The sequence below is a fragment of the Arthrobacter sp. S2(2024) genome (assembly GCF_036662515.1).
In the GTDB taxonomy this organism is placed as follows: Bacteria; Actinomycetota; Actinomycetes; order Actinomycetales; family Micrococcaceae; genus Arthrobacter.
The window spans coordinates 380,244-405,006 of sequence record NZ_JAYKZI010000001.1 but is presented as its reverse complement, the minus strand read 5'-3'; the positions used below and the strand labels follow the sequence as shown (position 1 = coordinate 405,006).

The following is a 24,763-nucleotide window of genomic DNA, read 5'->3' as shown; positions in this document are numbered from 1 at the left end:
GCGGGTCGCGCCGCCGTCGAGCCTCACGAATACATCAATGAACCGGGAGTCGTCAGGACTTCGCCGGTCTCCAGCCAGGTCTTGAGGCCGGAGAGGATCATCGGCCAACCGCCGTAGATCTGGTCGTTTCCGCCTTCGCGGAGGTCGCTGTGGGTGACGGTCAGGTGGCAGGAATCGCCGACCGGTTCGATCTCCCACGTGACGCGTGATGTGCCCTCGGCTTTGACGTCTTCACCCCAGAGCGCGCGCATGGTCTGGACGAGCCGGCGCGGGGGATCGACTTCCACGTTTTCGCCTTCGCCCAGGACCATTCCGTTCGCCTTGGGATTGTGCATCTCGTAGTGGCCGCCCGGCGTCCAGTCGGCAGTGTGGGTGTTGCCGAACTGGTACTTGCTGCGGGTGTCGCTGTCCGTGATGGCTTCCCAGAGCCGCTCCGGAGTGGTCTTGATGTAGATTTCGAAGATCTTTTCCACGGGACTTTCCAATCTGGTCTTGAGGTCGCTCAACGCAGCGGCCCATGGTTCTGCATATTTGCTCACCCAGCGGTCGTGGACGAGCCTGATGGGTACCGGATTCAGGTAGTGGAGCTTTTCGCGACCACGACGGCGGGTCACAACCAGCCCGGCTTCCTCAAGGATCTTGAGGTGCTTCATGATCCCGAAACGGGTCATGTCGAACCGTGCTTCAAGCGCGCTGAGCGTCTGCCCGTCCTCGCGGAACAGTTCGTCGAGCAGATCCCTGCGGGTGGGGTCGGAGAGTGCCTTGAAGACGGCGTCCATGCATTCAGAATAGGTGACCATTTGGTCACATGTCAACGGATTTTGGCGGACTGGGTCCGGCGCATTTCCTGCGTGGGCGGGTTTATGTCCGGGTGGGTCTGAAGTGGTGGTTGCGTCGGGGTGTTTGGCGGGGGTCGAGGTGGGGTGGTGGATTGAACCATGCGGTGCCGTTGTCCAGGGTGATGGTCCAGTGTTCTTTGTGGATGACGTGGTGGTGGTGGCTGCAGAGCAGGGTGCCGTTGTCGGTGCTCGTGGTGCCGCCCTGTGACCAGTAGGTGATGTGGTGGGCTTCGCACCAGGGTGCGGGGATGGTGCAGTCGGGGAAGGCGCCGCCTTGGTCGCGGGCGATGATGGCTTTGCGGATGTGGGGCGGGAAGATGCGGGTGGTGCGGCCGATGTCCAGGACGCGGCTGTCGCTGCCGAGCAGGACGGGGATGATGTCCGCGTCGCAGGCGATCTTGCGGATGACTGTGGGGTGGATGGGGCCCTGGAACGTGGACGCGCCGCTGCTGAGGCGCGGGCCGGGGCGGGTGGGCGTTTCGCGGTCGAGGTGGTCGAGGTGGTCGAGGTGGTCGAGGTGTTGGAGGCGGACGAGGAGGTCTTGGTAGTCGATGGTGACCATGACCTGGGGCCGGAGGCCGCCGTTGGCGGGCAGTTGCCCGGTGGTCAGGGCCGCTGCGCAGGCGCCGGTGAGTCCGTCGAGGAGTTTCTGGGCCCGGGAGCGGCGGTCCAGGGCGGGGTGCGCGCCGGTGTCAGCCGCGCCGTCGTCGGCTGCGTCGGTATCGGCCGCGCCGCCGTCGTCGGCTGCGTTGGTGTCGGTGGTGTGCTGGAGGCGGGGGTTGGTGGCGGTGTTCATGGCGGTGGCGAGGGTTTCGTATTGTTCGGCGGTGGCGAAGATTTCCAGGTGGTGCAGGCCGTGGCGGGGTTTGCGGATGAACGCTCCCTGGCGGTGGCGGAGTTCTTCCTCGCCGGGTTCGGTTCCGTCCTGGTCGATGGCGTCGACCCAGCGTTTGGCCGTCCGGTGCACGAAGTCGGGATCGCTCTCCAGGGCGGTGCGGGTGAGGGAGTGTTCCATCTGCCGGGCGGTGTCCGGGTCGGCGTGGTGGCGTACCTGCTCCAGGGCCGTGCTGATGATCGTGGCCGAGCGGGTCGGCACGGCTGCGGTGGACAGGGCCGCGGCGAGGACTTCGTGGCGTGCGGGGAGGTCTTGTCCGGTGAGTCCTGTCTGCGGGAGCACGCCGGAGGCCAGGGCGAGCCGGCGCCGGGCTTCGCCGATGCCGATCCGCAGCCGGGCGCGCAGGAATTCGGCGGCGTTCCGGTAGCCGTCGTCGACCGCGGCCGCTGCCGTGGGGCCGGGCGCGGACCCCGGCACGGCCGCCGCGTCCGGCGCGTCTGCCGGAATTCCCGCGTCCGCTGCTGCGGTTCCCGTATCGGCTGCGGCGGGTTCGGTCCAGCCGGTCCGCCAGCCCGGCGCCGCGGACGGCCGGCGGGAGGCCTGGGCTTCGCTGCGGGTCCGTTCCACGGCGTGGGCCGCGACGAGCTGCAGGAACTCGACCGTCCGGGAGATCTCTTCGACCGTGCCGGCGAAATCCGCCGCATCAAGGAAACCGAACGAGCGGGCGTCGGCGACGGCGGTTGAGCGCAGCGCATCCATCGCCGCGACCGCCAGATCAAGGCCACCCGCGGCGGACGGCACGGCGGCCGGGTTTCGGGGCCGGGAAGGGCTTTGGAACTGGGCCGGGTTTTGGAACTGGGAAGGGTTTTGGAACTGGGAAGGGTTTTGGAACTGGGAAGGGTTTTGGAACTGGGCTGCGAATTGGAGCTGGGCATGCCGGGCGGGGACGGGCTTCAGCCGGCGGGACAGGCGTCCCGGCGACGGGATCCCGCCGTCGGGCGCGGCTGCCCGAGGTGCGACGAGTTGACCGATGCCTTCCATGAATAAACCCTGTCACGGGGGTCTGACATTTTTACCTCCCGCACGGCCGTTCGGCGTCGCGACAAGCGAAACAAGGAAAACACGTCCCAAGAATCAGGTGCTGAGCTCCCAGTGAACCCGGATCGCGTCGGCGATCGGGCCGGCGGTGACGTCAACTTGGAAGGCCACAGGGGCGGTCCCTGTCGCTTCAATGACGGTGTCGTGGTAAACCCGGCCGCAGGACGGACACAAGGTGTAGAGGTCCTCATCGTCGGGCCACGGGGCGAGTCCGGCGGGCACGGGCTTGTCGGCCCCGGCGAAAACAGGGAGGCCCTGCGAGTTGGCCTGAATCAATCCCTCTTTGCTGACGGTGTTTCCGCACAGGCAAGTGATCGTCGTGACATCATGGCCGATGACATCAGCGAATTCAGTGTCCATTTGAGCTCCCCGGCGTCGGAAGAGACGTTCTGCTTGTAGCTTATGCCCGCGGATCGCCTCCCGTCGCTGCCTACGTGGTCATTTTGAATACCCGGGCAGGGTGCGCCCGATCTGCCGCCTAGACTCCTTGGATGGCTATGGACCTTGAGAGTGTTTTCCTCAACGGCACGGTTGGTGCCGGCAAGACGACCACCGGCGAAGCCTTGCACTGGCTTCTCGCCGACGACGGAATCAGCAACGCCGTGATTGACCTCGAAACAGACACGAGCCGAACGGCCAGGAGCTGACCTGGCACCTGGATCGCAGCGTGGAGCTCGGTGAAATCCTGAGCGAGACCCAAGTCGAAACTCATGTGTTGCCGACGGGACCACGAACCCCACAACAGGTTGCCCAGGCGGTTCGGGCTCTGATTGGGTGGTAGGCGTAGCCAACGCACCACTGAAAGGACGCGATGAGATCCAACGAACTGCTGCTGGATTCCTTTGGCCGGATCCGTGACGTCGTGGCCGCAACGCTGGAAGGGGTCGACGACGAGTCCTTGATCCACCGGCCCGCCGGCACTGGAAACTCGATTGCGTGGTTGATCTGGCACCTCAGCCGGGTGGAGGACGTCCAAGTCGCGTCCGCCGCCGGCGTCGAACAGGTGTGGACTTCGCAGGAGTTCGCGGGCCGCTTCAAGCTGCCGCTACCCGAACGCGACACCGGCTATGGCCACTCGAGCGATAAAGTCGATGCGGTTCAAGCTCCGCCGGAGCTGTTGCTCGAATACTACGACGCCGTGCACCGGCAGACGGTTGCGTTCCTGAAAACGCTCGGTGACACGGACCTTGATCGCATCGTCGACACCCGCTGGAATCCGCCCGTCACTCTCGGCGTGCGCCTGGTCAGCACGATTGCAGATTGCCTTCAGCATGCGGGTCAGGCCGCCTACGCCAAAGGCCTAGGCGGCCGGTAAAAACCGTTCAGACCGCTTTCCGGGGTTTGAAGACCAACCCCAGGACGGCTGCCAGCGCGAGCGCGGACAGGACAGTTGCAGACCAGAACCCGGCCCGCCCGCCGGTCAGGAAGTCGCCGGGGATCGCGAAGGCCGCGTAGATCGAAGCCACAATGGCCAGGCCGACAGCTCCGCCCAGCTGCTGCATCGTCTGGAAGAGTCCGGACGCAGACCCTGCGTGCTCGGGTTCGACGTTGCGCAGCGCGAGCGTGGTGAGCGGCATGAACGTCATGCCGGCCGAGATTCCAGTGCCCAGCAGTGCAAGCAAAACGAGGGCGAGCGGGGTGTCCGTGTTCAGTTGCGTCAGCGGCAGGAAGGCGACGACGCGGAGAGCAGTACCGAAGATGACCAGCCGGACGGCCCCGAAGCGCTCGAGCAGGCGCGGGACGATACGCGACATCGCGAAGATGCTGAGCGGCATCGGCAGGAACGCCAGTCCGGTGACCATCGGCGTGAGGTGCAGATCGTCTTCGAGGTACTGGACCATGAGGAAGAACATGGCCAGCATCCCGCCGTAGGTTGCTGCCATCGCTGCCAGCGCCGCCACTCGGCTCGGGCTGCGCAGCAGTTGCGGACGAAGCAGCGGGTGGGCCACCCTCCGCTCGGTAACGGCGAGAATTGCGATCAATGCGGCCCCGACAACCAGGCCGCCGATCGTGCGCGGGCTGGACCATCCGACGTCGCCCGCTTGAATGAGACCCCACACGATGGCGATGGCGCCGCCCGTGGCGGTCACGGCTCCGAGGATGTCGAAGCGTCCGGGCCGCCGGGGCGTTTCCGCGACAAGGCGCGGCACCGCAATGAGGACGACGACGCCGATCGGCACGTTGATGAAGAGGGTCCAACGCCAGCTGGTGGTGTCGGTGAGGAGCCCCCCGAGGATGAGCCCGAGCGCGCCACCCATTGAGGCAATGGCGGAGAACAGGGCGAGCGCCCGGTTCCGCGCGCCGTCGTCCTTTGCGCTGGTGGTGATGAGCGCGAGAACGCTCGGGGCGGCGAATGCGGCGCCGAGGCCCTGGAGCGCGCGTGCGATAACAAGGAGGAGGGGCGAGGTGGCGAGGCCACCAAGCAGGGAGAAGAGCGTGAAGGCTGCGACGCCCACCAGGAAGGTGCGACGGCGGCCCATCACGTCTCCGATCCGTCCGCCGAGCAGCAGGAGGCCGCCGAAAGCGACGGCGTAGCCGTTCAGGACCCAGCTGAGCTCGGCCCGGTCGAAGTGGAGGTCGGTGGCGATGTGGGGGAGCGCGACGTTCACGACGGTCGCGTCGAGGACAAGCATGAGTTGGGCCAGCATGACCAGCCAGAGGCCAATGCTGCCGGCGCGACGGCCGGATGTAACGATCCCGGCTGGGGCGCGTGTGGCGATTGTGGGTGTCATGGGAGGTGTCCTGTTCTAGCCGAGGGGGCTGACGTACACTAAAAGGAGAGTTGCTCCGTTTAGAACTATACGGAGACACTCTCCGTTTTTCAAGGGTGAATCGAAAGGTGTTTCTGTGCGCGCTGACGCTCAACGCAACCGCGACCGGATCGTGGAGGTTGCGCGTGCACTCTTCCGCGTCAAAGGCTTCGAAGCCGTTTCGATGGACGAAGTCGCCAAAGCGGCCGAGGTGGGACCCGGTACGCTCTACCGGCACTTCCCCACCAAGGAGTCGTTGTACGACGCCGTCCTCGAGGCGTGGGCAGAGAAGGTCCGCACCGCCGTCGACCGGGCACTGTCCCTCGACGCCCCGGCACGGGAACGGTTGTTGAGCTGGCTGACCGACTATGCGTCGATGCTGACTGAACACAAAGGCGCCGCCGCGCGGATCACCGCAGCGCTGGGCGACCCCGGATCCCCGTTTGCCGCGAAGTGCCAGACCTACCTCGGTGCCAATCAGCGCGTGATCGAGGCGTTGGACTCGGCCTTGCGCCCCGGAGTCGATGCGATGCAGATCAGCAGGCTCGTCGGCGGCGTGGCCGCGGTAGTGGACAACAGCGAACTTCCCGCCGATGCGGCAGCATCAATGCTGGCGGTAGTCGCGGATGGACTCGTCGCTTCCTGACGAAGGTCTGGCGCAGAGCTGAGTACTCCGGCGTCTGGGCTGTACTCCAAGTGCACCACGCCACTTACTCGCAAATTCGTTAACCAAGTCCAGTAGAGATCACTCAAGGCTGCCCAGAAGCCCGTCCGTAGGATCCGTAGTGAGCCGAAGATGGCTCACTGCCATTGCTTTTGGGATGCAATGTGCGGCAGTACCAACCCCGGCAGGGCCCTGAACCATGCCAAGGACGCACATCATGAAAACTGCAAAAATCATGGCCGTTGCTTGCCTCTTGTTAGCTACGACCGCCACACCATTATCCGCCGCTAATGCCGCTCCCATGGAAGTTTCTGGGATCTCCTTGGGCAGCGACATTTCCTGGCCCCAATGTGGTGGCGGACTTCCTTCCGGCCAGGCGTTCGGAATTGTCGGCGTGAACGGCGGCCGTCCGGGCACCGCGAATCCCTGTTTCGCCGAGCAGCTGGGCTGGGCCAGCGGCTCGGCGGGCGGGACAAGCCAACCCGCAGCCGCTGTGTACGTCAACACCGCCAATCCCGCGGGCTATGGCGCGTGGTGGCCCGGATCCGATGCGGAGGTGGGTCTGGCCGGGCCCAACCCGTATGGGAGCTGCGACGGGTCAGCTTCGGCGGCGTGCGCCTACCTTTACGGTTACGGAATGGCCTTCGACGCCGTCACCCGGTACGGCGTGCCCGATCCCGCCAAGCGCCTGTGGTGGCTGGATGTGGAGACCGGGAATGCATGGTCTTGGGACACCGTGGCCAACGCCGCCGACATTGAAGGCATGGCCGCGTTCCTGCAAAGCATCGGCGCCCAGGTTGGCATCTACTCAACCTCGTACCAGTTCGGGCTCATCGCCGGCCAGCTTCATCCCGACAGCAATCTGAACGGGCTTAAGAGCTGGCTTGCCGGAGCAACATCACCAGAGACGGCGGCGGAACTCTGCTCGGCCCCTCCCCTGACTGCCGGCGGCGTGGTTGTGCTCACCCAATTCACCACGGACTTCGACTACAACTACTCCTGCCTTCCGCCCGCACCGCCGCCGCCACCACCGGCACCTGCGCCGGTAGTGGCCCCGCCGAAGCCTCCGGCCCCGACGCTGACCCAAGACGCCAGCGGCAAAAAGAAGCCGGTACTGTCCGTAGCGCAGAGCTGAGGGCCCGGCATCGAGGTTCGTGACGCGCCGTTTCGTGACCTCAGGCAACGATGGACCAGACTTAGGGACGTGACCAACAAACCCCGCCCCGGCCTAGCGATCGCTGCACTGAGTCTCGGGACGGCGCTGAATCCGCTGAACTCGTCGATGATCGCGGTCGCACTGGTGGTGCTGCGCCAGGACTTCGCGCTCGACGTCGCCACCGTCACCTGGGTGATCACGTCCTTCTACCTCGCCTCGGCGGCCGGCCAGCCGCTCATGGGCCGGCTCGCGGACCGCTTCGGTCCGCGAAGGTTGTTCACCTTCGGTATGGCGGTGGTCGCCATTTCCTGCCTTCTGGCGCCGTTCTCGCCGAACTTCGCACTGGTCTGCGTGGCCCGCGCACTCATGGCAGTGGGGACCGCGACGGCGTACCCGTGCGCCGTCGTCATGGTCTCGACGCTCAGCCGGCAGGCGAACATCAGCTCAACCCGACCCCTGGGGCGGATCCAGATGGCGAACACGTCGGCAGCGGCGGTGGGACCCGTCGTCGGGGGCCTCCTGGTGAGCCTGGTCGGCTGGCAGGCGCTGTTCGCGATCAACGTGCCGATCTCGCTTCTGGCCCTCATTGTGGTGCAGCGGGTGGCGCCGCCCGACGTCGGACGCGAAAGCGGCAAGCTCTCCGCCCTCCTGCGCGATTCCGACATTCCGGGCATCCTGGCGTTCATCGCCTCACTGACGCTCGCCATGATGGCGCTGCTTAACGTGATGCCGGCTTATCGTTGGTGGTTCATCGCCGTCGCGGTTGTCCTTGCGGGGCTGTTCGCGTGGCGCGAGTTCCGGTTCAGTCCGCCGTTCCTGGACTTGCGGCTGCTCGGCCGGAACCGGCCGCTGCTGCTGTTGTACTTGGGTTTCGCGGTGTTCAGTGCGGTCTACTATTTTGCGTTCTTCGGCCTTCCGCAGTTGCTGCAGCAGGCTGGAAAGTACGACGCCGGCGTGGTCGGCCTGCTGATGCTTCCCCTGGCTGCCATGTCGGTTTTCATGACGCCGGTGACGGTGCGGTTCATTGAGCGGTTCGGCGTGCGGTCCGTGATGATCGCCGGCGTCGTGCTTTTGGCGCTGGCTTCCGGTGCGCTCGGAGTGTTGACGTTGTCCTTCTGGCCGCCGCTGGTGCTCGTGCTCACGGCGCTGATGGGTGTGCCATATGGCGTGGTCAGTACGGCATCAAACCAAGGTTTGTACGTGTCCGCACGGCCGGAGGACAGGGGAGTGGCAGCCGGGATTTTCCAGACGTGCCGATACCTCGGAGCGATCACGGCGACGGTGCTCATTGGTGTGCTGTACGGTCCCGGGGTGAACCAGGCAAACTGGGGGCTCATGGTGTTGGTGATGCTGGGGTTGAGCGCGGTGGTGTTTGTGTTGGCGCTGGCTTGGCGGAAGCCGGGGGCAGTGGGGTAATTCCCATCGCGCCGCTCCGATACCCGCTGCGGGTCGACAAACCCCCATTCCTACTCCGACGCACCTTCCCCACTCATTTTCGGTGCAATGCCTACTCAATTTCCGTGCAATGCATACTCAGTGATCATTTTCGCCCGTAGCGTTGGATAGATTGTCAGGCTAGGGCTCTGGGGCGCTCTCCTCGGATGTGGAATGCCACTAGGCTCACATTTCAAAGCTGGGGTGTCTGCGTCAGGAGTTGCGAAGTGTTCGAAGAGGAAGTCCGGCGGGCACTTGACTACGTGGCTGGCGGTGTCAGTGTTCGGATCGTCGGCGGCCCCGGAAGCGGAAAATCAACGGTCCTGGAGTCGATCGCCGCTGGCCTCGAAAGGCCGGGTTCACGGTCTACAGCCTCTCGGGCTCGCCGCTTCTGAATGATACTCCGTTCGCAGGGATTGGCGCACTCGGACTGGAAGGGCGCAGGCAAGAGAATGGGCCGCTCGGAGTCGCGAACGTGCTCGCCGAACAGTTGGCGCAGCGAGGCGCCCGGGCAATAGTTGTTGACGATATCGATGAGCTCGACAAGGAATCGGTGGCAGTCATCGACGTTGTTCAGAGGCGGACCGAACGGCCGCTGGTGGTGACGATGGACGATGCCCCACTGTATTCAATGGCCTCCGTGTTCACGCCTGCCCGATGGCCGGAGACAACGATGCGACTCAGTCCTCTTGACTACGATCAAGTCAACAAACTCCTGGCCCAAACGCTCGGGTCGCCGCCGGACGTGGATTTGACCACCGCCGTGCTCATGAAATCCGGTGGCAACCCGCGGCTCGTGGTCAGGATCGCCCAAAGCGCGGAGCTGAGCGAGCAGCTTGTTCTCCTTGACGGACAGTGGAGCATGAGCGGGCACACACTCTGGAACGAATATCTCCAGAGCACCGTCCAGGAACTACTTCACGGACTAAGCGCCGATGAGCGGACGGCTCTGCATACCCTGTCCGTGGTGGGAGCCCGGCCGCTGGGGTCCCTGAAGCCGGTAGTTGAGGCAGATATCCTGGACAGGCTCGAGGTGCGGGGGCTGGTTGCGCTGACCGAAGACAGCGGTGGAGCCATATGGGTAAGCGTCAGTCCGCACGTTTGTGCCGACTATTTCCGGGACCCTTACGTGCGATCCTCCCGCAGGGTGCTGGCGGATCGGAGTAACCGGGTGATCGATTCCCCCTCCCGGCGGGTAAAGAGTCCCTCTCTTGAGCTTCTGGCCGCGTTGATCAGAGACCTGCGGAGTGAAGCCGGCGACGGCACGGCTGCGACGCTGCATTTCCAGGAACAGCTACGGGAACTGGAGGAATCACAATTCAGCGTCTGGGAGTCCGAAAAGACCATGTCCAACGCAGCGTTCCTCAAGTTCTACTGAGGTGGGCCGATCGATCCCTCACGCATCGAACAAGTCTTCAGCGAAACTGAGGCGGTAGGAGCTGATTCCGGCGATCACTTCTTCTTCGCCATGACCCGGGCGCTGTGGGCCATAGTCAACGGCGGCCAGTTAGCTGTGGCGACGGACATACTCCAGGCGATCGGCCAAGCTCACCCCGATTGGAAAGCAGAAGCCCAGGCGTTCGCACTCTACTTGAAGGCGTCGTTTGACCGAATGCCTGTGAACCTCGACGAGACCCTGGACAGGCTATGCAGCCGCCACCCCAAGAGTGGCGTTCTGCCAGTCATCAGGGGCATTCTGGAGCTCTACCGCTTCGATGCGCAGGCTGCCCTCCGGGCCCTTGATTCAGCAGATGGCTTCGACCTTGCCGCTGGCATGGAGCCGTTTGTCCGTGGACTCGCTCTCCAGCAAGAATGTCCACTCGCTGGGGATTCAGGCGCGCAAAGACGTCGCCGACATCGGGCCCCTGCCTGGAACCGGAAAAGCAGTCTATGAGCTCGTTACCCGGAAATACGCCGATCCAGCCGAATTTGGCGAAAAGGCTGCCGACCTTCTGGAACAACAACTAGACCGGGGTTACATCACCGAAGCCGTGTATGCCTCACTGTTCATGCTTTCCCTCTATCCCGGGCATAAGATCCTGGAGATCACGCAACGGTTACTGCAAGAGAACGCGGTGACATCGCATGCCAAGTTCATCGCCATCGCCGGTGCCGTCCGTGACCGCGACCACCAACTGCTAAAAATCCTGTTGGACCAATATGAAGCCGACTCCGACCTTCCCGCGATCACCAGGCTGCTGAAAGGCGTGGTGAAGGATCACCTCCTCAAACGCCACCGGGGAGTGGCCAAGACCTTTCATCAGATCATCTCAACTTTCGAAAACCGCTTCCCGGCACAAAAGGGGTACAACTCACCCTCGACATGGGAGGGCATCCCCAGGGTCTGACTCCTTGCGAGAGGGAAGTTGCCCTCCTGGCAGGCAGCCAACGCACCCCAGAAATCGCTGCCCTCCTGGCAGGCAGCCAACGCACCCCAGAAATCGCTGCCCTCCTGGGGATCAGTCCCCGGACCGTGGAAAACCACATCTCCTGGGCCCTTGCCAAGACCGGAACCACTACGCGCCAGTCCCTTCATACGCACGCTCGAAACTCCCAAACAAACGGCGGATAATTGGACGCCCGGCTGTAGCTCCTCGGCTGCGCCCGCCACGGTGAGTACGGGCCCTGCCTGAGTTGGGGCTTGACTCACTCCCTATCTGCCGGTGTCAAGCGTTTTGCCTTTAATGAGTGGTGAGTACTCGAAATTGAGTATGTAAGGACCTCAAATTGAGTGGTCCCAAAGCCGGAATTGAGTATTAGCGAAGCCCGCACGGACGCAAAAATCAATTCTGGTTCTGACCTTAAAATTAAAGTCCTCCATCGGCTATTGATTTTTTATATTGATTGCAAATATTGTTGATGAACAAGCTTTTGGCTTACCTTTTTGGGGGAGATCCGTTATGTTCAATTTCCGCAAGACACTTGGCTCAATCGCGCTTTCTTCAGTGTTGGCCTTTTCGGGCACCAGCGTCGGTATCGCCACCGCTGCCCCGACTACGGGCTTTGCTGGCGCCGTTGTGGATGCAACCATGGAGCCGCAGGTTGCCCTTGTTTGGAACGTCTGGCAAGACAACTTCTACAGTAAAGAGACGTGTAAAAGGGCTTCCTTCGCAGTCCTGAGCATGCACGGCTATATTCGTGACTATGACTGTCTTCAGAATCGTCCCGGCACCTTCAACGCCGGCCGCTGGTCGCTCTGGGTGTTGGTTCCTGATTCCGTGCGGTAACTACGCCCTATGAATAGAAACAGATCATCAAACAGCGGCCAGCAATTGCTTTCTGTCCAAGACGGAAGCTTGGTCGAAGCGCGCGGTCGCCTGTTCACGGGAGCCGACGGACGTGCTTATGTGCGGCCGAGAATGCACCCCGATGAACCGCATATCGGTTTGCCCGAGCAGGCTCAAATGGACACAACAACACTAAGAATCAGGGTCACGGGCCTTGAAACTGGTGAATCCGTGCTTGGCAACCTAGAGGGTTCCTGGCATACCATCCGAGGCGTTCTAAGCGGGATGAGGATCGAAGTAACTGCTGTGCTCGATACCCCTGCGCAATGGCTCGACTCGTGGGAGGAAGCGGACCCAAGATATGCAGAGTCGAAGCCTGATGCGCCGTCGGAGTGGTTCCTTAGTCCAGACCGCCAGAAGCTTCTGGAAGGAATCTTTGCCAGCTTTGATGAGCACAAGGACTTCTATCCCCTTATTTCATTGGGACTTAACGGCACCTACGAAGGCACCTTCCGCGCCAAGTTGTACATGCTTGCGATCAACGAGAGCTTCGCATTGTGGGCAGAGAATTACAGTCCCGGTGATCTCCTTGTTAGATCGTTCGTGAGGGCCTTGTAGCTGGCGGGTGTTGTGCGTTGGAGAAGCAATGCAGGCATAGTTTCAGCGATGCTGATCTGCGGAGACGCGTTGACTGCGTGCGACAAGGGTGTCCAACGTCATGCCGGCTCAATACGAGTTACGGATCCGGTCCAGATTACCGAAGCGGCACCGCAGGACGGGGCGCTGGCGTCAGCGGCAAGCCTCCTCACCAAAGAGTTGAGCGGCGACCCCAACTTCGGGTCAGTCGCCCTTGGACAGGGGAAGCTCGTCATCACGTGGCACGGCCCGGAGAACGACCGCATCGCACTTTTGCGCGACCAACTCCCCGGCGTTGATATCTCGCTCCGTTCCGCAGCGTGCGTTCCGGGAACTGCCATGGACCGGGCGGGAACCCTTTTAGCAGAAGATGTAAGAGTCAGGGTCGTCGGGATGGCCAATGACGGATCCCATGTGGTGGCCACTGTTTCAGAGGGCGCAGACAGCAGTGCCCTTGCCGCCGCTTACGAAGCCCGGCTCGGCTACCCGGTCCGCCTCGAAACAGGGGGCGTGGTCCCGGCCACGGGGAACTGAAGGGCTTCTTTGAGACGCTCGCGTTGTGGCTTAGCAGAGCTTGTTGACACCCCTATCCGGTGGGAATAATCTCGGCCTTACGAGGTTCGTGGGTCTCATAGTGAGTGTTTTCGGCGCTGCCTCTGGGGGAGCTCCGCTAGTCGAATGAACTAGCGAGGAGAGTCCTCAATGTCTTGGGAAATGTCCGGAAAATATGTTGCCAATTGCAGTTGCGCTTTGATCTGTCCCTGTCCGGTGGACGGCAGACCCAACAGTGCCAACGGCGAATGCCGCGGCGTGGCAGTGTTCCATGTTGCGAACGGGAAGCTCGATGACACCGACCTTTCGGGTGTCGACTTCGCCTTCGTCAATTTCTTCCCGTCGAACCTCACAGCGGGCGGCTGGAAGATCGGCGTCGTCGTCGATGAAGGCGCTTCCGATGGGCAGACGACCGCCCTTGAAAGCATCCTGCACGGCGAGGTCGGCGGACCGTTCGGGGATCTGGCGGCCCTGTACGGCGAATGGCTGGGCGTGCAGCGGGCCGCTGTCGCGTTCTCGGATGGCGATAACCCGTCCGCCTCGGTGGGAGACAGTGTGAACTACGCACTGGAAACGCTGCCCGGACCGGGTGGCAGCGTCACTACCGTCAAGAACGCGATGTACGCCTTCGCGTCCGACTACATGATCGGGAAGGCGCCCGGTCACTCGGATCTCTTCGGCCTGGACTTCGATGGGATCTACGGCGAGAGCGGAGAGTTCGCCTACGCAAGCGAAATGGCTGAAGGCGCCCCCAAGGGCAGGGCATGACAGCCGGGAACCTGCCTCGTAGAAAGTTGATTCGGGGAGCTGTGGCGGCCGGTACGCCGCGAGCCACAGCTTTCAGGATGGATCCACGCGAAGCCGGTCTGGTTGCTGTATTGCTGATCCTCGCGGCCGTGAGCTGGATCGTTTCTGCGGTGCAAACATCCGGGATGGACATGGGCCGTTGGACAGATCCGGGACCGCTTGGCTTCTTCCTCACCACCTGGGTGGTCATGTTGGCGGCCATGATGTTTCCGTCGGTGGCGCCCATGGTGGTTGCTTACGCCCGGATCACCCACCACCGTCGGGAGACCGGACGATATGCCCCGGCAGGTTCCACGGCAGTCTTCGTGGCCGGCTACCTGGTCTCCTGGACGATCTTCGGCCTCGCCGCGTACGCGCTCTACGCGATGGTCGCGTCCCTCATCCCCGGATTGTTTTCCTCCGATCCGGGCGGTCGCTACCTAGCGGCCGGAGTGATTTTTGTGGCGGCCGTCTACCAACTCACGCCAGCCAAGAACGTCTCCCTGATGAAATGCCGGACGCCGATGGACTTCATCCTGCGCCGCATCCGCTATGGACGGTTTGGCGCGCTGCGTCTTGGACTCGAGCACGGTGCATGGTGCGTTGCCTGCTGCTGGGCGCTGATGGTGGCACTCTTCGCGCTCGGCGTGATGAGCGTCGGCTGGATGGCTGTGGTGGGGGCATTCATTGCCTTGGAGAAGATGCTTCCGTGGAGACGTATCGCCAACCGATTGGTCGCCGTCGCGCTGGCCCTGATCGCGGTGGCGATCGCCGTTGCACCGGGGATGGTGCCCGGCGTCGGGATGTAAGTGCGGGGGAAAAATGGGACGGTCTCGTTCATTAAGGAGACGGAAATGACTGATGGCACTGGACTGATCGGGCGTTTTTACAAGGAAATCATCGAGGGTGGAAACCTCGATCTCATTGATGAACTGGCCACGGACAACCTGGTGGACCACGAAGAGGCTCTCCCCGGGCAACCGCCCGGGAAGGAAGGCGTCCGGTTCTTCGTCACCGCCATCCGGGCGGCGTTCCCGGACATCAAGGTCAAGACGATAGAGCCGTGGCTGACTGACGGACGATTGGAGGCGTGCCACGTGGTGATGACGGGTACGCACCGCGGGGACATGGCGGGCGTTCCAGCGTCGGGCAACACCGTCGAATTCGGCGGGACCGACATCATCCGCGTCGAGGATGGCAAGGTTGCCGAGCACTGGGGATCTACTGACACCCTCAGCCTCATGCAGCAGATCGGCGCTATTCCCCAGTAGCGATTCCGCGATAGCGTCTCCCGCCCGCGCTCCTAGCTGTGGGCGGGAGGCATTCGGAGGTGAGCCGGGAAGTCTGGTCGGCAGCTCGATAAGGCTGTCATGGAACCGGAGGTCCCAGTGAAAATTCCGAGCGGAACGTCCCCCGGAGGTGGACTGGGAAGAGGCCTGCGTTCCCGCACCGCACTTCTCTTGGCGTTTGCCTTCGCGGTCATGGCCGACCCCGTCTCCTCCGTCGCGTACGCCATCGAAGCGGCCCTGCGCGCCCTGGACGGCGATTTGGCGTTGCTGGTCCCGGCGATGGTCCTGGTGGTAGCCATCGTCGCCTTGGTGATCGTGAACTACCGGCAACTCGTCGCGCGCTACCCGAGAGGTGGCGGGGCGCCGGCCGCGGTGGGTGAGGCCTTCGGAGACGGCTGGTCCTTCATCCCGATCGGCGCGCTGGTGGTGGACTTCCTGCTCACTATCGCGATCAGCGTCTCGGCGGGATCCTCGGCGGTGATCGCCTATTTCCCCGCCCTTGCTCCCTGGCGTTTGTTGCTCGGACTCGGCTTGGTGGTCCTCGTCGGCGCGGCGACCTGGTTCGGTCACCTTGGCAGGTTGGTCTTCGCGGCGATGACAATGGCCTTTATCGTCGTTTCCGTTGTCGTCCTTCTCTACGGCCTGGGCGCAGCACCTAAACCGCTCAGTACGATCGCCGGCGCTCCCGGGCATCCACCGGTCCTTGCCGTGGTGCTTGCGTTCCCGGTCGCCATGGCCATGGCCACAGGTGTGGAAGCGGCGACCTCGGCGGTTGCCCAGCTCGGGCAGCTCGACAATGACGGGAAGCGACGCTTCGGGCAGCTCACACTCTGGCTGACCCTCGCCATCGTCGGCACTATCACGCTATGCCTCGCCGCGGAGGCCGCGCAGCTGCACGTCGGCATCCCGCCGAAGGACAGCACGCAGATCGCCGAACTCGCCCGCCTCGCTGCCCCGGCGCCCGTGTTCGCCGCCTTCCAACTCGTCACTTCCCTGCTGCTCCTCGCGGCGGCTTCCTCGGGTTTCCAGGCGGGACCGGGCTTGCTCAAAGCCCTGGCGCGCCACAGCAACCCCCACGGTGAGACCGTCGGCGTCCTTCCGCTCTTACTGGGCCGTACCAACCACCACCACACGCCCTATTGGGGCGTGGCGGTGTTCATCGTCCTGGCCGGTGCAGTGACAGCCATCGCCGGCGGCGACGACCAGGAGCTTGTCCTGTTCTACGCCGTCGCGGTCTTCCTCAGCTTCCTCGGTGGCCTGGTTTCCATGGCACTCTTGGCCCGGAGGGACCGCCGGCCGGGAGCCGTCATCCTCAACACCGTCGGTGCCTTCGCTGTGGCCTTCACCCTGGTCGCCAATCTCTCCCGTGGCTTCCCGATCGTCAGCCTCGCCGCCGCCCTCGCCGTCGCAGGCCTCCTCTACCGGCTCTGGACCAAAGCAGGACGGCCCCGCGGCATCCGCAATGTAGCCGCGGAAGCAGAAATCGAGTGATGCTCGCACCGAGCTAGCTGCCGGCGTCGCCCGCGTCGCCCGTGCCGTCCGCGACGTCGAACGCTTGGAGCAGCGCCGCGCCCTCCGCGAGGAGGGGTTCGCGATCGGCCGGCTGGGCCACGAGCCGGGTCACGTCGCTCATGAGGGTCTCGACGTAGCGCCGCACGACGGCGTGGTGGGCCGCGTCGCCGAACCACACGAGCTCACGGCACACGCGCAACAGGGCCCTGACAACGCGAGGCTCGTTCGCGCCGTACCGTCGCACCTGTCCGAGGGCCAGATCCACGAGATAGGCGAAATCGCGGCCCGGGACGTGCAGCCTGACCATGCCTTGCGCGTCCGCCACGACCTGCGGCCCGTGCTGCCGGAGTGAGAGGGCGGCGAGGATCGAGCCGAGGTGGTCCACCGCTTGGTTCGCGGTGTAGGGGTCGTTGATGGCGGGCGAGAGCGCCTTGGACGCGACGTCGGCGAGTTGCCGGATCCCGAAGGCGACGTCCTGCTCGAGGGTCCGCTCGTAACCGATCCGCACGCTCTGGGCAAGCGCCCGGCGCAGTTCAGTGCCGCCGTCGGGGGCTAGGGGACGCATGCGCTCGCCGGTGGTCTCCCACACCCAGGCGAGCGGGGAACCCGCGACGACGTGCCGGCCGATCATGGGCACCATCAGGGCCGTGAGGCCCCGGCTCGCGAGCACTTCGACGAACGCCTCGGCATGGAATGCCTGAACATATCCCGATTGCGGCACCAGCAAAGCGGTGGCGCCGGGCGGCGGGTCTGGCATGCGGATTCCGGGATCACCAGGGACGAAGGACCGCGCGATCACCTTCAGCGTGGCCTTCTCAACGCCCTTCATGACTTGGTCCACCTGGATCGAGTGGGACAGATGGTGGGCGAAGAAGACAAGCATGACCATGCTCACGAACAGCAGCAGGAGTGCGCCGCTCACCGCGAGGCGAGGGTAGTCCTGGGTGCGCTGTCCGGCGGCGATGCCTACCGTGTAGAGGCCCGCGGTGCTGTACGCGAACGTGGCCACGAAGGCGCTGAGGGTTACCTGGTTGGGTATGTCGCGCAGGAAGTTCCGCAGCAGCCGCGGGCTGAACTGCGTCGACGCGAGCTGCAGTGCCACCACAGTGAGGCCGAGCACGACGGCGATGACCGTCACCATGGTGCTCGCGATCCCGATGAGCAGGTTCCGCGCGTCGTCGGATGTCCCTTGGAAGAGGAGGACGGCGAAAGGTGACGTAGTGTCGAGCTGCACCGCGGAAAGGCCAGCACCCGCGATGATCGCGACGACGACGGCGCAGGTCGGCATCGCCCACAGGGCACTCGCCAGATACTCCCGAACGGCATCACGCCTCACATGTGACACTCTCTGCTGACGGTGCTCGCCAGTCAAGGGGAGGCATGTTGAATATCCGGAGGACCTTGGACCCTATAACGGCCGCCCGGAGCCGGGACAGACTGGCATATGGCCAACATCTACATTGCTTACGGGACCGTTGAAGGACAGACGGCCCAGATTGCTGAATATATTGCCGACGTCGCTCGTGGCCATGGCCACGAGGTGCAGACGGCGGACATCAAGAAGTCCGGAGATACCTTGCCGGACGGTTACGACGCCGTCCTGGTGGGGGCGTCCGTCCATGTGGGCAAGCACGAGGGCTATGTCCGGGACTTTGTCCGGAAAAACACGGCCGCGCTTCAGCGCCTTCCCTCCGCCTTCTTCTCGGTCAGCCTTGCCGCCCAGGGCGATGAAGTGAACGCCGAGGGTTATGTGGAGAAGTTCGAGACAGAGACGGGGTGGCGTCCGGCCCACGTGGGTCTCTTCAGCGGCGCCCTCCTCTATACCCATTACGGTTTCCTCAAACGCGCCATGATGAAGAAGATCGCCCGCGACAAGGGCAGCCTGGACACGGATACCTCGCGCGACTACGTCTACACCGAGTGGGACGGGGTGAGACGGTTCACCGAGGACTTCCTGGCTGGATTGGCTACACACGTGGCTTAGGCAAGGGCCGGATCGCACCAGAATCCTTGACTTCATGCCGAGGCTCAACAAGGGTGGAAGGGATCGATCCACGCGAAATTCTTTCGAATCAGGAGATCCAAAAATGACTCTTCCCGCAGGTTTGACTTCAGGCACCTGGTTGCTGGACATGTCCCACAGCGAGATCGGCTTCAGCGTCAGGCACGCCGGCATCAGCAAGGTCCGCGGCCGCTTCACGGAAGCGAGCGCCGAGGCCCGCGTGCGCGAGTCCCTGGCCGACGCGTCACTGCATGCAACCGTCAAGACCGCGAGTTTCGACTCCGGCGATGCCAACCGTGACGGCCACGTCCGCGGCGCCGACTTCTTCGACGTCGAGAAGTTCCCGGAGATGACCTTCCGGGCCACCAGCGTAGAGGGCGACGGCGAGGACTACACCCTTACGGGCGACCTCACTATCCGGGGGATCACCAAGCCGGTGGAGCTGGAAGTTGAGTTCACCGGCGTCGCGGTTGATCCTTTCGGCGCGACCCGCGCCGGGTTCTCCGCCGAAACCGAGATCAGCCGGAAGGACTTCGGGCTGACGTGGAACGCAGCGTTGGAGACCGGCGGTTTCCTGGTGAGCGACAAGGTGAAGATCAACCTCGAGGCTGCCCTTGTGAAGCAGGCCGAGCCCGTAGCGGCCGAGTAGTCAGCACCAAGTAGTCAAGAAGTAGCCGGCCGTCCGCTCAACTCACCGTATAGGAGTTGAGCGGGCGGCCGGTGCCGCCATACGTGAGGTCCAAAACGAGAAGACCTTTTTGCTCCAGGACACTGAGGTAGCGCTGCGCTGTCGGGCGGCTGACACCGAGCTGTCCGGCGATTTCAGCGGCGCTGATGGGACCCCCGGCGGCGCGGACGGCGTCGAACGCTTTTTGCATGGTGGGTTGCAGGCGAGGCGCCGGGGCCGCGGGCCTGACCCCGGCAGAGCGCGCGTTGTAGAGGCTATCAATAGTTGCCTGGTCGGCAGTTGAAGCGGAATCCAGCTCCTGCCGCCAATTCCGATAAGCCTCCAACTGTGTGCGGAGCCGGTCAAAGCTGAAGGGCTTGACCATGTAGTAGACCGCGCCGCTGGTCATCGCTGACTTGACGGTGGCCAGGTCCTGGGCCGCGGTGATGACGATGCAGTCGACGTCGGTACCGGCGGCCTGCAGGGATCGCAGCATCGCGATCCCGTCCTCGTCCGGCAGGTGTACATCCAGCAAGAGCAGGTCCGGGTTGAGGCGCTCGATCGCCTCCCGCGCGGCCGCGGCGGTGTACACCTGACCGACGCATTCGAAACCGTCAACCCTGGCCACCCGGGCGGCGTGGATTCCGGCGACCCGGAAATCGTCGTCAACCACCAATGTCCTCATCAACGTTGTGGGCTCCTTTCCCGGGCACTTCCTTAGTAGTTGAGGCGACAGCAGAAAACGCACAAAACGTGCACTTTTGCGGCTAAGGCGCACAACTTACTGAAGACTTCTGGGCCTGATGATCGCTTCCTAAGCTTTACATAGTTTCAGTGATCCACATCACGAATTCGTCGGACTCCCAAGGACGGGATCCGTAAGACAGAGAGGTCTTAGCAAATGAATGCCATCCACCCCAACCGGCCGCCCGGGGCCCCCGAGAGGGCTGAGGACGCCGCGGGCATCGACATTGTCGGGTTGACCAAGCGTTACCTCACTCCCAAGAACGAGACGTTCACTGCCATCCGCGATGTGACCCTGAGGGTCGAACCCGGCGAGTTCTGCGCGATCGTCGGACCGACGGGCTGCGGCAAGTCCACCACCCTGGCCCAGGTTTCCGGACTCGAGCGGCCGAGCGCCGGCTCGGTGAAGGTCCACGACCAGATCGTTGACGGCATCACCAACGGCGTCAGCTACATGTTCCAAGCGGACGCGCTCTTCCCCTGGAAGACCGTTCTCGGAAACGTGTTGATCGGCCCGGTCCTGCTCGGGACACCCAAGAAGGAAGCCACGCTGCTCGCAAGGGATTGGCTGCGCCGCGTGGGCCTGGCCGGCTTCGAGGACCGTTACCCGCACCAGTTGTCCGGCGGTATGCGCAAGCGCGTCGCGATGGCGGCGGCGCTGATCAACAACCCGCGGATCCTCTTGATGGATGAGCCGTTCGGCGCACTCGACGTGCAGACCAAGGCCATCATGCAGAACGAACTGCTGCAGCTCTGGGAGGAACTGCGCCCCTCTGTCCTCTTCATCACGCACGACCTCGACGAGGCAGTGGCGCTCGCCGACAAGGTGGTCATCATGACCAGCAGCCCCGGCACCATCAAGGATGTTTTCGAGATCGACCTGCCCAGGCCGCGTGGAGATGTCCAGAAGATCCGGCACGAGGAGCGGTTCCTGGAGTTGCAGGGCCAAATCTGGGAGTCCTTGAAGGACGAAGTTACCCGCGCCTACAAGCAATCGGCGGGTGTAGCAGCATGACAACCACAATCAGTAGGGGTGCTCCCGTGCAAGAGCAAGAAAAAGCACAAGCGAGTGAGCTTAAGAATTCCGCCCGGCGTGCCATGAACCGCCGCACCACGTGGGTTTGGGCCGGCCGCGCCATCCTCGCGGTCATCGTGATCGGCGGCTGGCAGTGGTTCACCACGGCCGGCTGGGTGGACAAGTTCTTCTTCGGCCAGCCGTCCGAAATCTGGAACAGCCTGGTGGATCTCTTCACCAAGGGCACGGCATTCGGCACCATCTGGGAGAACCTCTGGGTTACCATGCAGGAAGCCATCTACGGCTTCGCGCTCGGAACGCTGGTCGGCGTCGTGCTCGGAATACTCCTCGGCTCGAATAAGTACTTGTCCGAAGTTGTGGGCCCGTACATCCGGATTGTGAACTCGATCCCCAGAATCGTCCTCGGCTCGATCTTCATCGTGGCGTTCGGCCTCGGCGTCTTCCCGAAGGTGCTCCTCGCGGCGGTACTGGTCTTCTTCGTCGTCTTCTTCAACGCCTTCCAGGGCGTCCGTGAAGTGGACCAGAACCTGGTCGGAAACGTCCGCGTCCTGGGCGCATCGCCGCTTCAGGTTGCGATCCACGTGACCATCCCCTCGGCAATGACCTGGATCATCGCGAGCTTGCACACGGCGTTCGGTTTCGCGATCATCGGTGCCCTTGTTGCTGAAGTGCTCGGCGCCCAGCAGGGAATCGGCCTCATCATCAGCCAGGCGCAGGGAACCTTCGATCCCAACACGGTCTTCGCCTGCATGGTGATCATCGCAGTCATCACGCTCGGCGCGGAGTACCTCATCGCCTTGCTAGAGCACACCCTGCTCAAGTGGCGGCCACCAAACCGTTCCGAAGCACAGGCGATCTGACGCTCGCCGTCTTCCATTCAACTCACCCAACGCTCGAATCCTCACAATAGAAGGAAAAGCACAACCATGATGAAGAACAAGATCTACGCCGTCGGCGCTGCCGGAGTGATCGCCCTGAGCCTCGCGGCCTGCGGCACCAGCACCGCAAGCAGCAACAGCACGGCAAGCGGCAGTGCTGCCGCGGACACCGCCTCGATGCCCACCGTGAAGCTCATGGTCGGCGGCATCGACAAGCAGATCTACCTGCCGTACCAGCTCGCAGAGCAGCTCGGCTTCTACCAGAAGTACGGCGTCAAGATGGAGCTTTCCACCGAGTCCCAGGGTGGCGTGGGCGCCGAAGACGCCATGGCATCCGGGCAGGTGGACATGGCCGGTGCATGGTACGTCCACACGGTCGACTTCCAGTCCAAGGGCAAGAACGTCATCAACCTCGTGCAGCTCTCGAGCGCACCGGGCGAACGCATCATGTGCAACCCCAAGGCGAACGTGAAGACGGGCGCAGACCTCAAGGGCAAGACCGTGGGCGTCACCGACCTCGGCTCGGGGACCGATGAGCTGACCCAGTTCATCGCTGCAAAGGCCGGGCTCGCGAAGAGCGATTACCACACGATCGCCGTCGGCGCCGGAGCAACCGCAATCGCGGCGATCCAGCGCGGGTCCGCTGACTGCGTCATGACCACCCAGCCGACCGTGGGCGCCCTCGAGAACAAGAACCTCGCCGTTTCCGCGATCGACCTCGCCACCTCCGACGGGGCCAAGGCAGCGCTTGGCGGCACCTTGCCGTCGGCCGGCCTCCTGGCCCAGTCGGACTGGGTCAAGACCCACGAGGACGCAGCCCAGAAGGTAGTCAACGCCCTGGTGGACACGATGCACTGGATCAGCACCCACTCCGCCCAGGAGATCGCCGATAAGCTGCCCCAGTCCTACGTCCAGAACAGCACCATCTCCAAGGACCAGTACGTCGCCGCACTGAACCAGGACAAGGGTCAGTTCCTCCCGGACGGCATCATGCCTGCAGGTGGCCCCAAGACGATCTTCGACGAAGAGAAGACCATCGGCGTTGACACCTCCAAGGTCAACATCGCCGACACCTTCACCCAGAAGTACGCCCAGGCCGCTCTCAAGCTTGAGGGCTACACCGCCGCCACCACCCCTGCCGGCAACGACGGCTAATACCATCTAGCTCCCAGACGATCGGCCTGCGTGGTTGTCCACGCAGGCCGATTGTTTTGGTTTCTCAGGCGGTCATCATCTCAGTTGGGTATCGCGCTTGAATCTTGTTCTGCTGACCGTCCACAGCGTGACCCAGAGTAGAACGACGGCGATCAACGTCTCGGTCCCGTTGGGAGCAACACCGAACAGTCCCCAGGCAACGTACGGAACGACGAACACAAGTATCCCCGTTGCCACTGCGGCAAATACAACAGCACGAGTAGTCATCTTGCAGACCTCTCTACAGCCCTCATCGAGTCTCCGGCTTATGGCTGGAGGCTGATCAGATTGAGCGCCGGTCGGCCCAGGAAGTGAAGGACCCGGCGTGTGAGAAGTCTAGAACGCGACTCCATAGATAGGTGGCTGGACCCTCTAAATTGAGTGTGCTTTGGGGCGGAATTGAGTGGTCGCGCTCGCTAAATTGAGTGCGGCTCGGAAGCGCTCATATGTGGGCGTCTGGGTTCAGGTGTCGATGCTGGCCATGTTGGGGTAACGAGATCCCGCAGCGGACCCTGCCGGGACCAGTTCGTCGAGGCGCTTCAGGTCCTCTTCGGAGAGTACGACGGCGGTGGCCCCCAGGTTCTCTGCCAGGCGTTCGCGCTTCTTGGTGCCGGGGATCGGGACGATGTGCTCGCCCTGTGCCAGCAGCCACGCGAGGGCCAGCTGCCCTGGGGTGCATTGCTTCTGGTCGGCGAGTTCCTTCACCCGGTCCACCAGTTCGAGGTTGCGCTTGAAGTTCTCACCCTGGAACCTAGGGGAGTGCCGGCGGTAGTCGTTCTCGGCGAAGTCCGCCTCGCTGCGCAGTTGGCCCGTCAGGAAGCCGCGGCCGAGCGGGCTGTAGGGAACGAATCCGATGCCCAGCTCTGCCAGGACCGGGAAGACCTTTGTTTCGGGTTCCCGTTCCCAGAGGGAGTACTCGGTCTGCAAAGCGGTGATGGGATGGACGGCGTGGGCGCGTCGGATGGTGTCCGGCGCGGCCTCGGAGAGTCCCAGGTGCCGGACCTTTCCGGCCTGGACCAGTTCGGCCATGGCGCCCACGGTGTCTTCAATGGGGACGGTCTTGTCCACCCGATGCTGGTAATACAGGTCGATATAGTCGACGCCGAGGCGCTGCAGGCTGGCGTCGCACGCGGAGAGGACGTATTCGGGCCTGCCGTTGACGCGCAGGAAGGATCCGTCCTCGCGGCGTTCGTTCCCGAACTTCGTGGCCAGAACGACGTCGTCACGCCGACCGGCGATCGCTTTGCCCACGAGCTTTTCGTTGGTGAAGGGCCCGTACATGTCGGCGGTGTCCAACAGGCTGCCGCCAGCGTCGAGGAAGGCGTTGATGGTGGCGAGGGACTCACGGTCGTCACCCTCGCCGTAGAACTCACTCATGCCCATGCAGCCGAGGCCGAGGGCAGAAACGGTCAATGAACCAAGCATGCGGTTTTCCATGGGGTTCTCTCCTGTAGGTGGCAGAAC

General features: G+C 63.4%; 28 protein-coding genes. 20 read left to right on the top strand and 8 right to left on the bottom strand.

Going from position 1 to position 24,763, the window contains the following annotated elements:
• Window positions 1-23: 23 nt before the first annotated feature.
• The 3 genes from VLA65_RS01855 to VLA65_RS01845 form a co-directional block, all read right to left on the bottom strand.
• Entirely contained in the window at window positions 24-779 is a 756-nt protein-coding gene (locus tag VLA65_RS01855) for an ArsR/SmtB family transcription factor (RefSeq protein ID WP_078106162.1), read from the bottom strand.
• Window positions 780-861: 82 nt separating this feature from the next.
• Window positions 862-2,715, bottom strand: coding sequence for an HNH endonuclease (locus VLA65_RS01850; RefSeq protein ID WP_332601636.1), 1,854 nt, complete (start codon window positions 2,713-2,715; stop codon window positions 862-864).
• Window positions 2,716-2,808: 93 nt separating this feature from the next.
• Window positions 2,809-3,132: a hypothetical protein gene (locus VLA65_RS01845; protein WP_332601635.1), complete on the bottom strand. Its 324-nt coding sequence runs from the start codon at window positions 3,130-3,132 to the stop codon at window positions 2,809-2,811.
• 131 nt (window positions 3,133-3,263) lie between these two features.
• Here VLA65_RS01845 and VLA65_RS01840 point away from each other — a divergent pair, with 131 nt between their 5' ends.
• On the top strand, window positions 3,264-3,419 hold the full coding sequence (locus tag VLA65_RS01840; protein WP_332601634.1) for an ATP-binding protein: 156 nt from the start codon (window positions 3,264-3,266) through the stop codon (window positions 3,417-3,419).
• 164 nt (window positions 3,420-3,583) lie between these two features.
• Window positions 3,584-4,087 carry a mycothiol transferase gene (locus tag VLA65_RS01835; RefSeq protein ID WP_307054052.1) on the top strand — a complete coding sequence of 168 codons (504 nt, stop codon included), beginning with the start codon at window positions 3,584-3,586 and terminating at the stop codon, window positions 4,085-4,087.
• A gap of 7 nt (window positions 4,088-4,094) precedes the next feature.
• Here the strand turns inward: VLA65_RS01835 and VLA65_RS01830 are convergent, their stop codons facing one another.
• The gene (locus VLA65_RS01830; protein ID WP_332601633.1) at window positions 4,095-5,504 is read right to left on the bottom strand and encodes an MFS transporter; all 1,410 of its coding nucleotides are present in this window, start codon (window positions 5,502-5,504) and stop codon (window positions 4,095-4,097) included.
• Between the two features lie 115 nt (window positions 5,505-5,619).
• Between VLA65_RS01830 and VLA65_RS01825 the strand changes: the two genes are divergently transcribed.
• From VLA65_RS01825 to VLA65_RS01765, 13 genes are all read left to right on the top strand, one after another.
• Window positions 5,620-6,168 carry a TetR/AcrR family transcriptional regulator gene (locus tag VLA65_RS01825; RefSeq protein ID WP_059388091.1) on the top strand — a complete coding sequence of 183 codons (549 nt, stop codon included), beginning with the start codon at window positions 5,620-5,622 and terminating at the stop codon, window positions 6,166-6,168.
• Between the two features lie 235 nt (window positions 6,169-6,403).
• Window positions 6,404-7,321 carry a hypothetical protein gene (locus VLA65_RS01820; RefSeq protein ID WP_284991799.1) on the top strand — a complete coding sequence of 306 codons (918 nt, stop codon included), beginning with the start codon at window positions 6,404-6,406 and terminating at the stop codon, window positions 7,319-7,321.
• A 69-nt stretch (window positions 7,322-7,390) separates the two neighbouring features.
• Complete coding sequence (locus tag VLA65_RS01815) at window positions 7,391-8,758, top strand: MFS transporter (protein ID WP_332601632.1); 1,368 nt, start codon at window positions 7,391-7,393, stop codon at window positions 8,756-8,758.
• 493 nt (window positions 8,759-9,251) lie between these two features.
• On the top strand, window positions 9,252-10,154 hold the full coding sequence (locus VLA65_RS01810; RefSeq protein ID WP_332601631.1) for a hypothetical protein: 903 nt from the start codon (window positions 9,252-9,254) through the stop codon (window positions 10,152-10,154).
• Window positions 10,155-10,527: 373 nt separating this feature from the next.
• Window positions 10,528-11,124 carry a hypothetical protein gene (locus VLA65_RS01805; protein ID WP_332601630.1) on the top strand — a complete coding sequence of 199 codons (597 nt, stop codon included), beginning with the start codon at window positions 10,528-10,530 and terminating at the stop codon, window positions 11,122-11,124.
• On the top strand, window positions 11,100-11,348 hold the full coding sequence (locus VLA65_RS01800; RefSeq protein WP_332601629.1) for a helix-turn-helix domain-containing protein: 249 nt from the start codon (window positions 11,100-11,102) through the stop codon (window positions 11,346-11,348). Before VLA65_RS01805 ends, VLA65_RS01800 begins: the two co-directional genes overlap by 25 nt.
• 268 nt (window positions 11,349-11,616) lie before the next feature.
• Window positions 11,617-12,003 (top strand): hypothetical protein, encoded by a 387-nt coding sequence (locus VLA65_RS01795; protein WP_332601628.1) that lies wholly within the window; start codon window positions 11,617-11,619, stop codon window positions 12,001-12,003.
• 177 nt (window positions 12,004-12,180) lie between these two features.
• Entirely contained in the window at window positions 12,181-12,621 is a 441-nt protein-coding gene (locus tag VLA65_RS01790; RefSeq protein ID WP_148667453.1) for a hypothetical protein, read from the top strand.
• A 48-nt stretch (window positions 12,622-12,669) separates the two neighbouring features.
• A complete protein-coding gene (locus VLA65_RS01785) occupies window positions 12,670-13,173 on the top strand; it encodes a hypothetical protein (RefSeq protein WP_306962273.1) in 504 nt (167 codons plus the stop codon).
• 168 nt (window positions 13,174-13,341) lie between these two features.
• Window positions 13,342-13,959 carry a DUF1326 domain-containing protein gene (locus tag VLA65_RS01780; protein ID WP_059388082.1) on the top strand — a complete coding sequence of 206 codons (618 nt, stop codon included), beginning with the start codon at window positions 13,342-13,344 and terminating at the stop codon, window positions 13,957-13,959.
• A 77-nt stretch (window positions 13,960-14,036) separates the two neighbouring features.
• Window positions 14,037-14,786, top strand: coding sequence for a DUF2182 domain-containing protein (locus VLA65_RS01775; protein ID WP_332601627.1), 750 nt, complete (start codon window positions 14,037-14,039; stop codon window positions 14,784-14,786).
• 45 nt (window positions 14,787-14,831) lie between these two features.
• Complete coding sequence (locus VLA65_RS01770; protein WP_059388081.1) at window positions 14,832-15,248, top strand: ester cyclase; 417 nt, start codon at window positions 14,832-14,834, stop codon at window positions 15,246-15,248.
• Between the two features lie 117 nt (window positions 15,249-15,365).
• Window positions 15,366-16,757, top strand: coding sequence for a hypothetical protein (locus VLA65_RS01765; RefSeq protein ID WP_332601626.1), 1,392 nt, complete (start codon window positions 15,366-15,368; stop codon window positions 16,755-16,757).
• 13 nt (window positions 16,758-16,770) lie between these two features.
• On the opposite strand, the gene VLA65_RS01760 is transcribed toward VLA65_RS01765, so the two are convergent.
• Window positions 16,771-18,114 carry a DUF2254 domain-containing protein gene (locus VLA65_RS01760; RefSeq protein ID WP_332601625.1) on the bottom strand — a complete coding sequence of 448 codons (1,344 nt, stop codon included), beginning with the start codon at window positions 18,112-18,114 and terminating at the stop codon, window positions 16,771-16,773.
• Between the two features lie 108 nt (window positions 18,115-18,222).
• On the opposite strand from VLA65_RS01760, the gene VLA65_RS01755 reads away from it, so the two are divergent.
• Both VLA65_RS01755 and VLA65_RS01750 read left to right on the top strand, forming a co-directional pair.
• Entirely contained in the window at window positions 18,223-18,762 is a 540-nt protein-coding gene (locus VLA65_RS01755; protein ID WP_332601624.1) for a flavodoxin domain-containing protein, read from the top strand.
• A 103-nt stretch (window positions 18,763-18,865) separates the two neighbouring features.
• Window positions 18,866-19,429: a YceI family protein gene (locus tag VLA65_RS01750; protein WP_306962285.1), complete on the top strand. Its 564-nt coding sequence runs from the start codon at window positions 18,866-18,868 to the stop codon at window positions 19,427-19,429.
• A 37-nt stretch (window positions 19,430-19,466) separates the two neighbouring features.
• Here the strand turns inward: VLA65_RS01750 and VLA65_RS01745 are convergent, their stop codons facing one another.
• On the bottom strand, window positions 19,467-20,132 hold the full coding sequence (locus tag VLA65_RS01745) for a response regulator (RefSeq protein ID WP_307054066.1): 666 nt from the start codon (window positions 20,130-20,132) through the stop codon (window positions 19,467-19,469).
• 216 nt (window positions 20,133-20,348) lie between these two features.
• On the opposite strand from VLA65_RS01745, the gene VLA65_RS01740 reads away from it, so the two are divergent.
• From VLA65_RS01740 to VLA65_RS01730, 3 genes are all read left to right on the top strand, one after another.
• Window positions 20,349-21,206, top strand: a complete 858-nt coding sequence (locus VLA65_RS01740; RefSeq protein WP_306962292.1) for an ABC transporter ATP-binding protein — start codon at window positions 20,349-20,351, stop codon at window positions 21,204-21,206.
• A 26-nt stretch (window positions 21,207-21,232) separates the two neighbouring features.
• The gene (locus tag VLA65_RS01735) at window positions 21,233-22,087 is read left to right on the top strand and encodes an ABC transporter permease (RefSeq protein WP_284991788.1); all 855 of its coding nucleotides are present in this window, start codon (window positions 21,233-21,235) and stop codon (window positions 22,085-22,087) included.
• Window positions 22,088-22,153: 66 nt separating this feature from the next.
• Window positions 22,154-23,260 (top strand): ABC transporter substrate-binding protein, encoded by a 1,107-nt coding sequence (locus VLA65_RS01730; protein ID WP_284991787.1) that lies wholly within the window; start codon window positions 22,154-22,156, stop codon window positions 23,258-23,260.
• A gap of 75 nt (window positions 23,261-23,335) precedes the next feature.
• Here the strand turns inward: VLA65_RS01730 and VLA65_RS01725 are convergent, their stop codons facing one another.
• Window positions 23,336-23,527, bottom strand: coding sequence for a hypothetical protein (locus VLA65_RS01725; RefSeq protein WP_332601623.1), 192 nt, complete (start codon window positions 23,525-23,527; stop codon window positions 23,336-23,338).
• A 234-nt stretch (window positions 23,528-23,761) separates the two neighbouring features.
• The gene (locus VLA65_RS01720; RefSeq protein ID WP_332601622.1) at window positions 23,762-24,736 is read right to left on the bottom strand and encodes an aldo/keto reductase; all 975 of its coding nucleotides are present in this window, start codon (window positions 24,734-24,736) and stop codon (window positions 23,762-23,764) included.
• Window positions 24,737-24,763 lie beyond the last annotated feature (27 nt).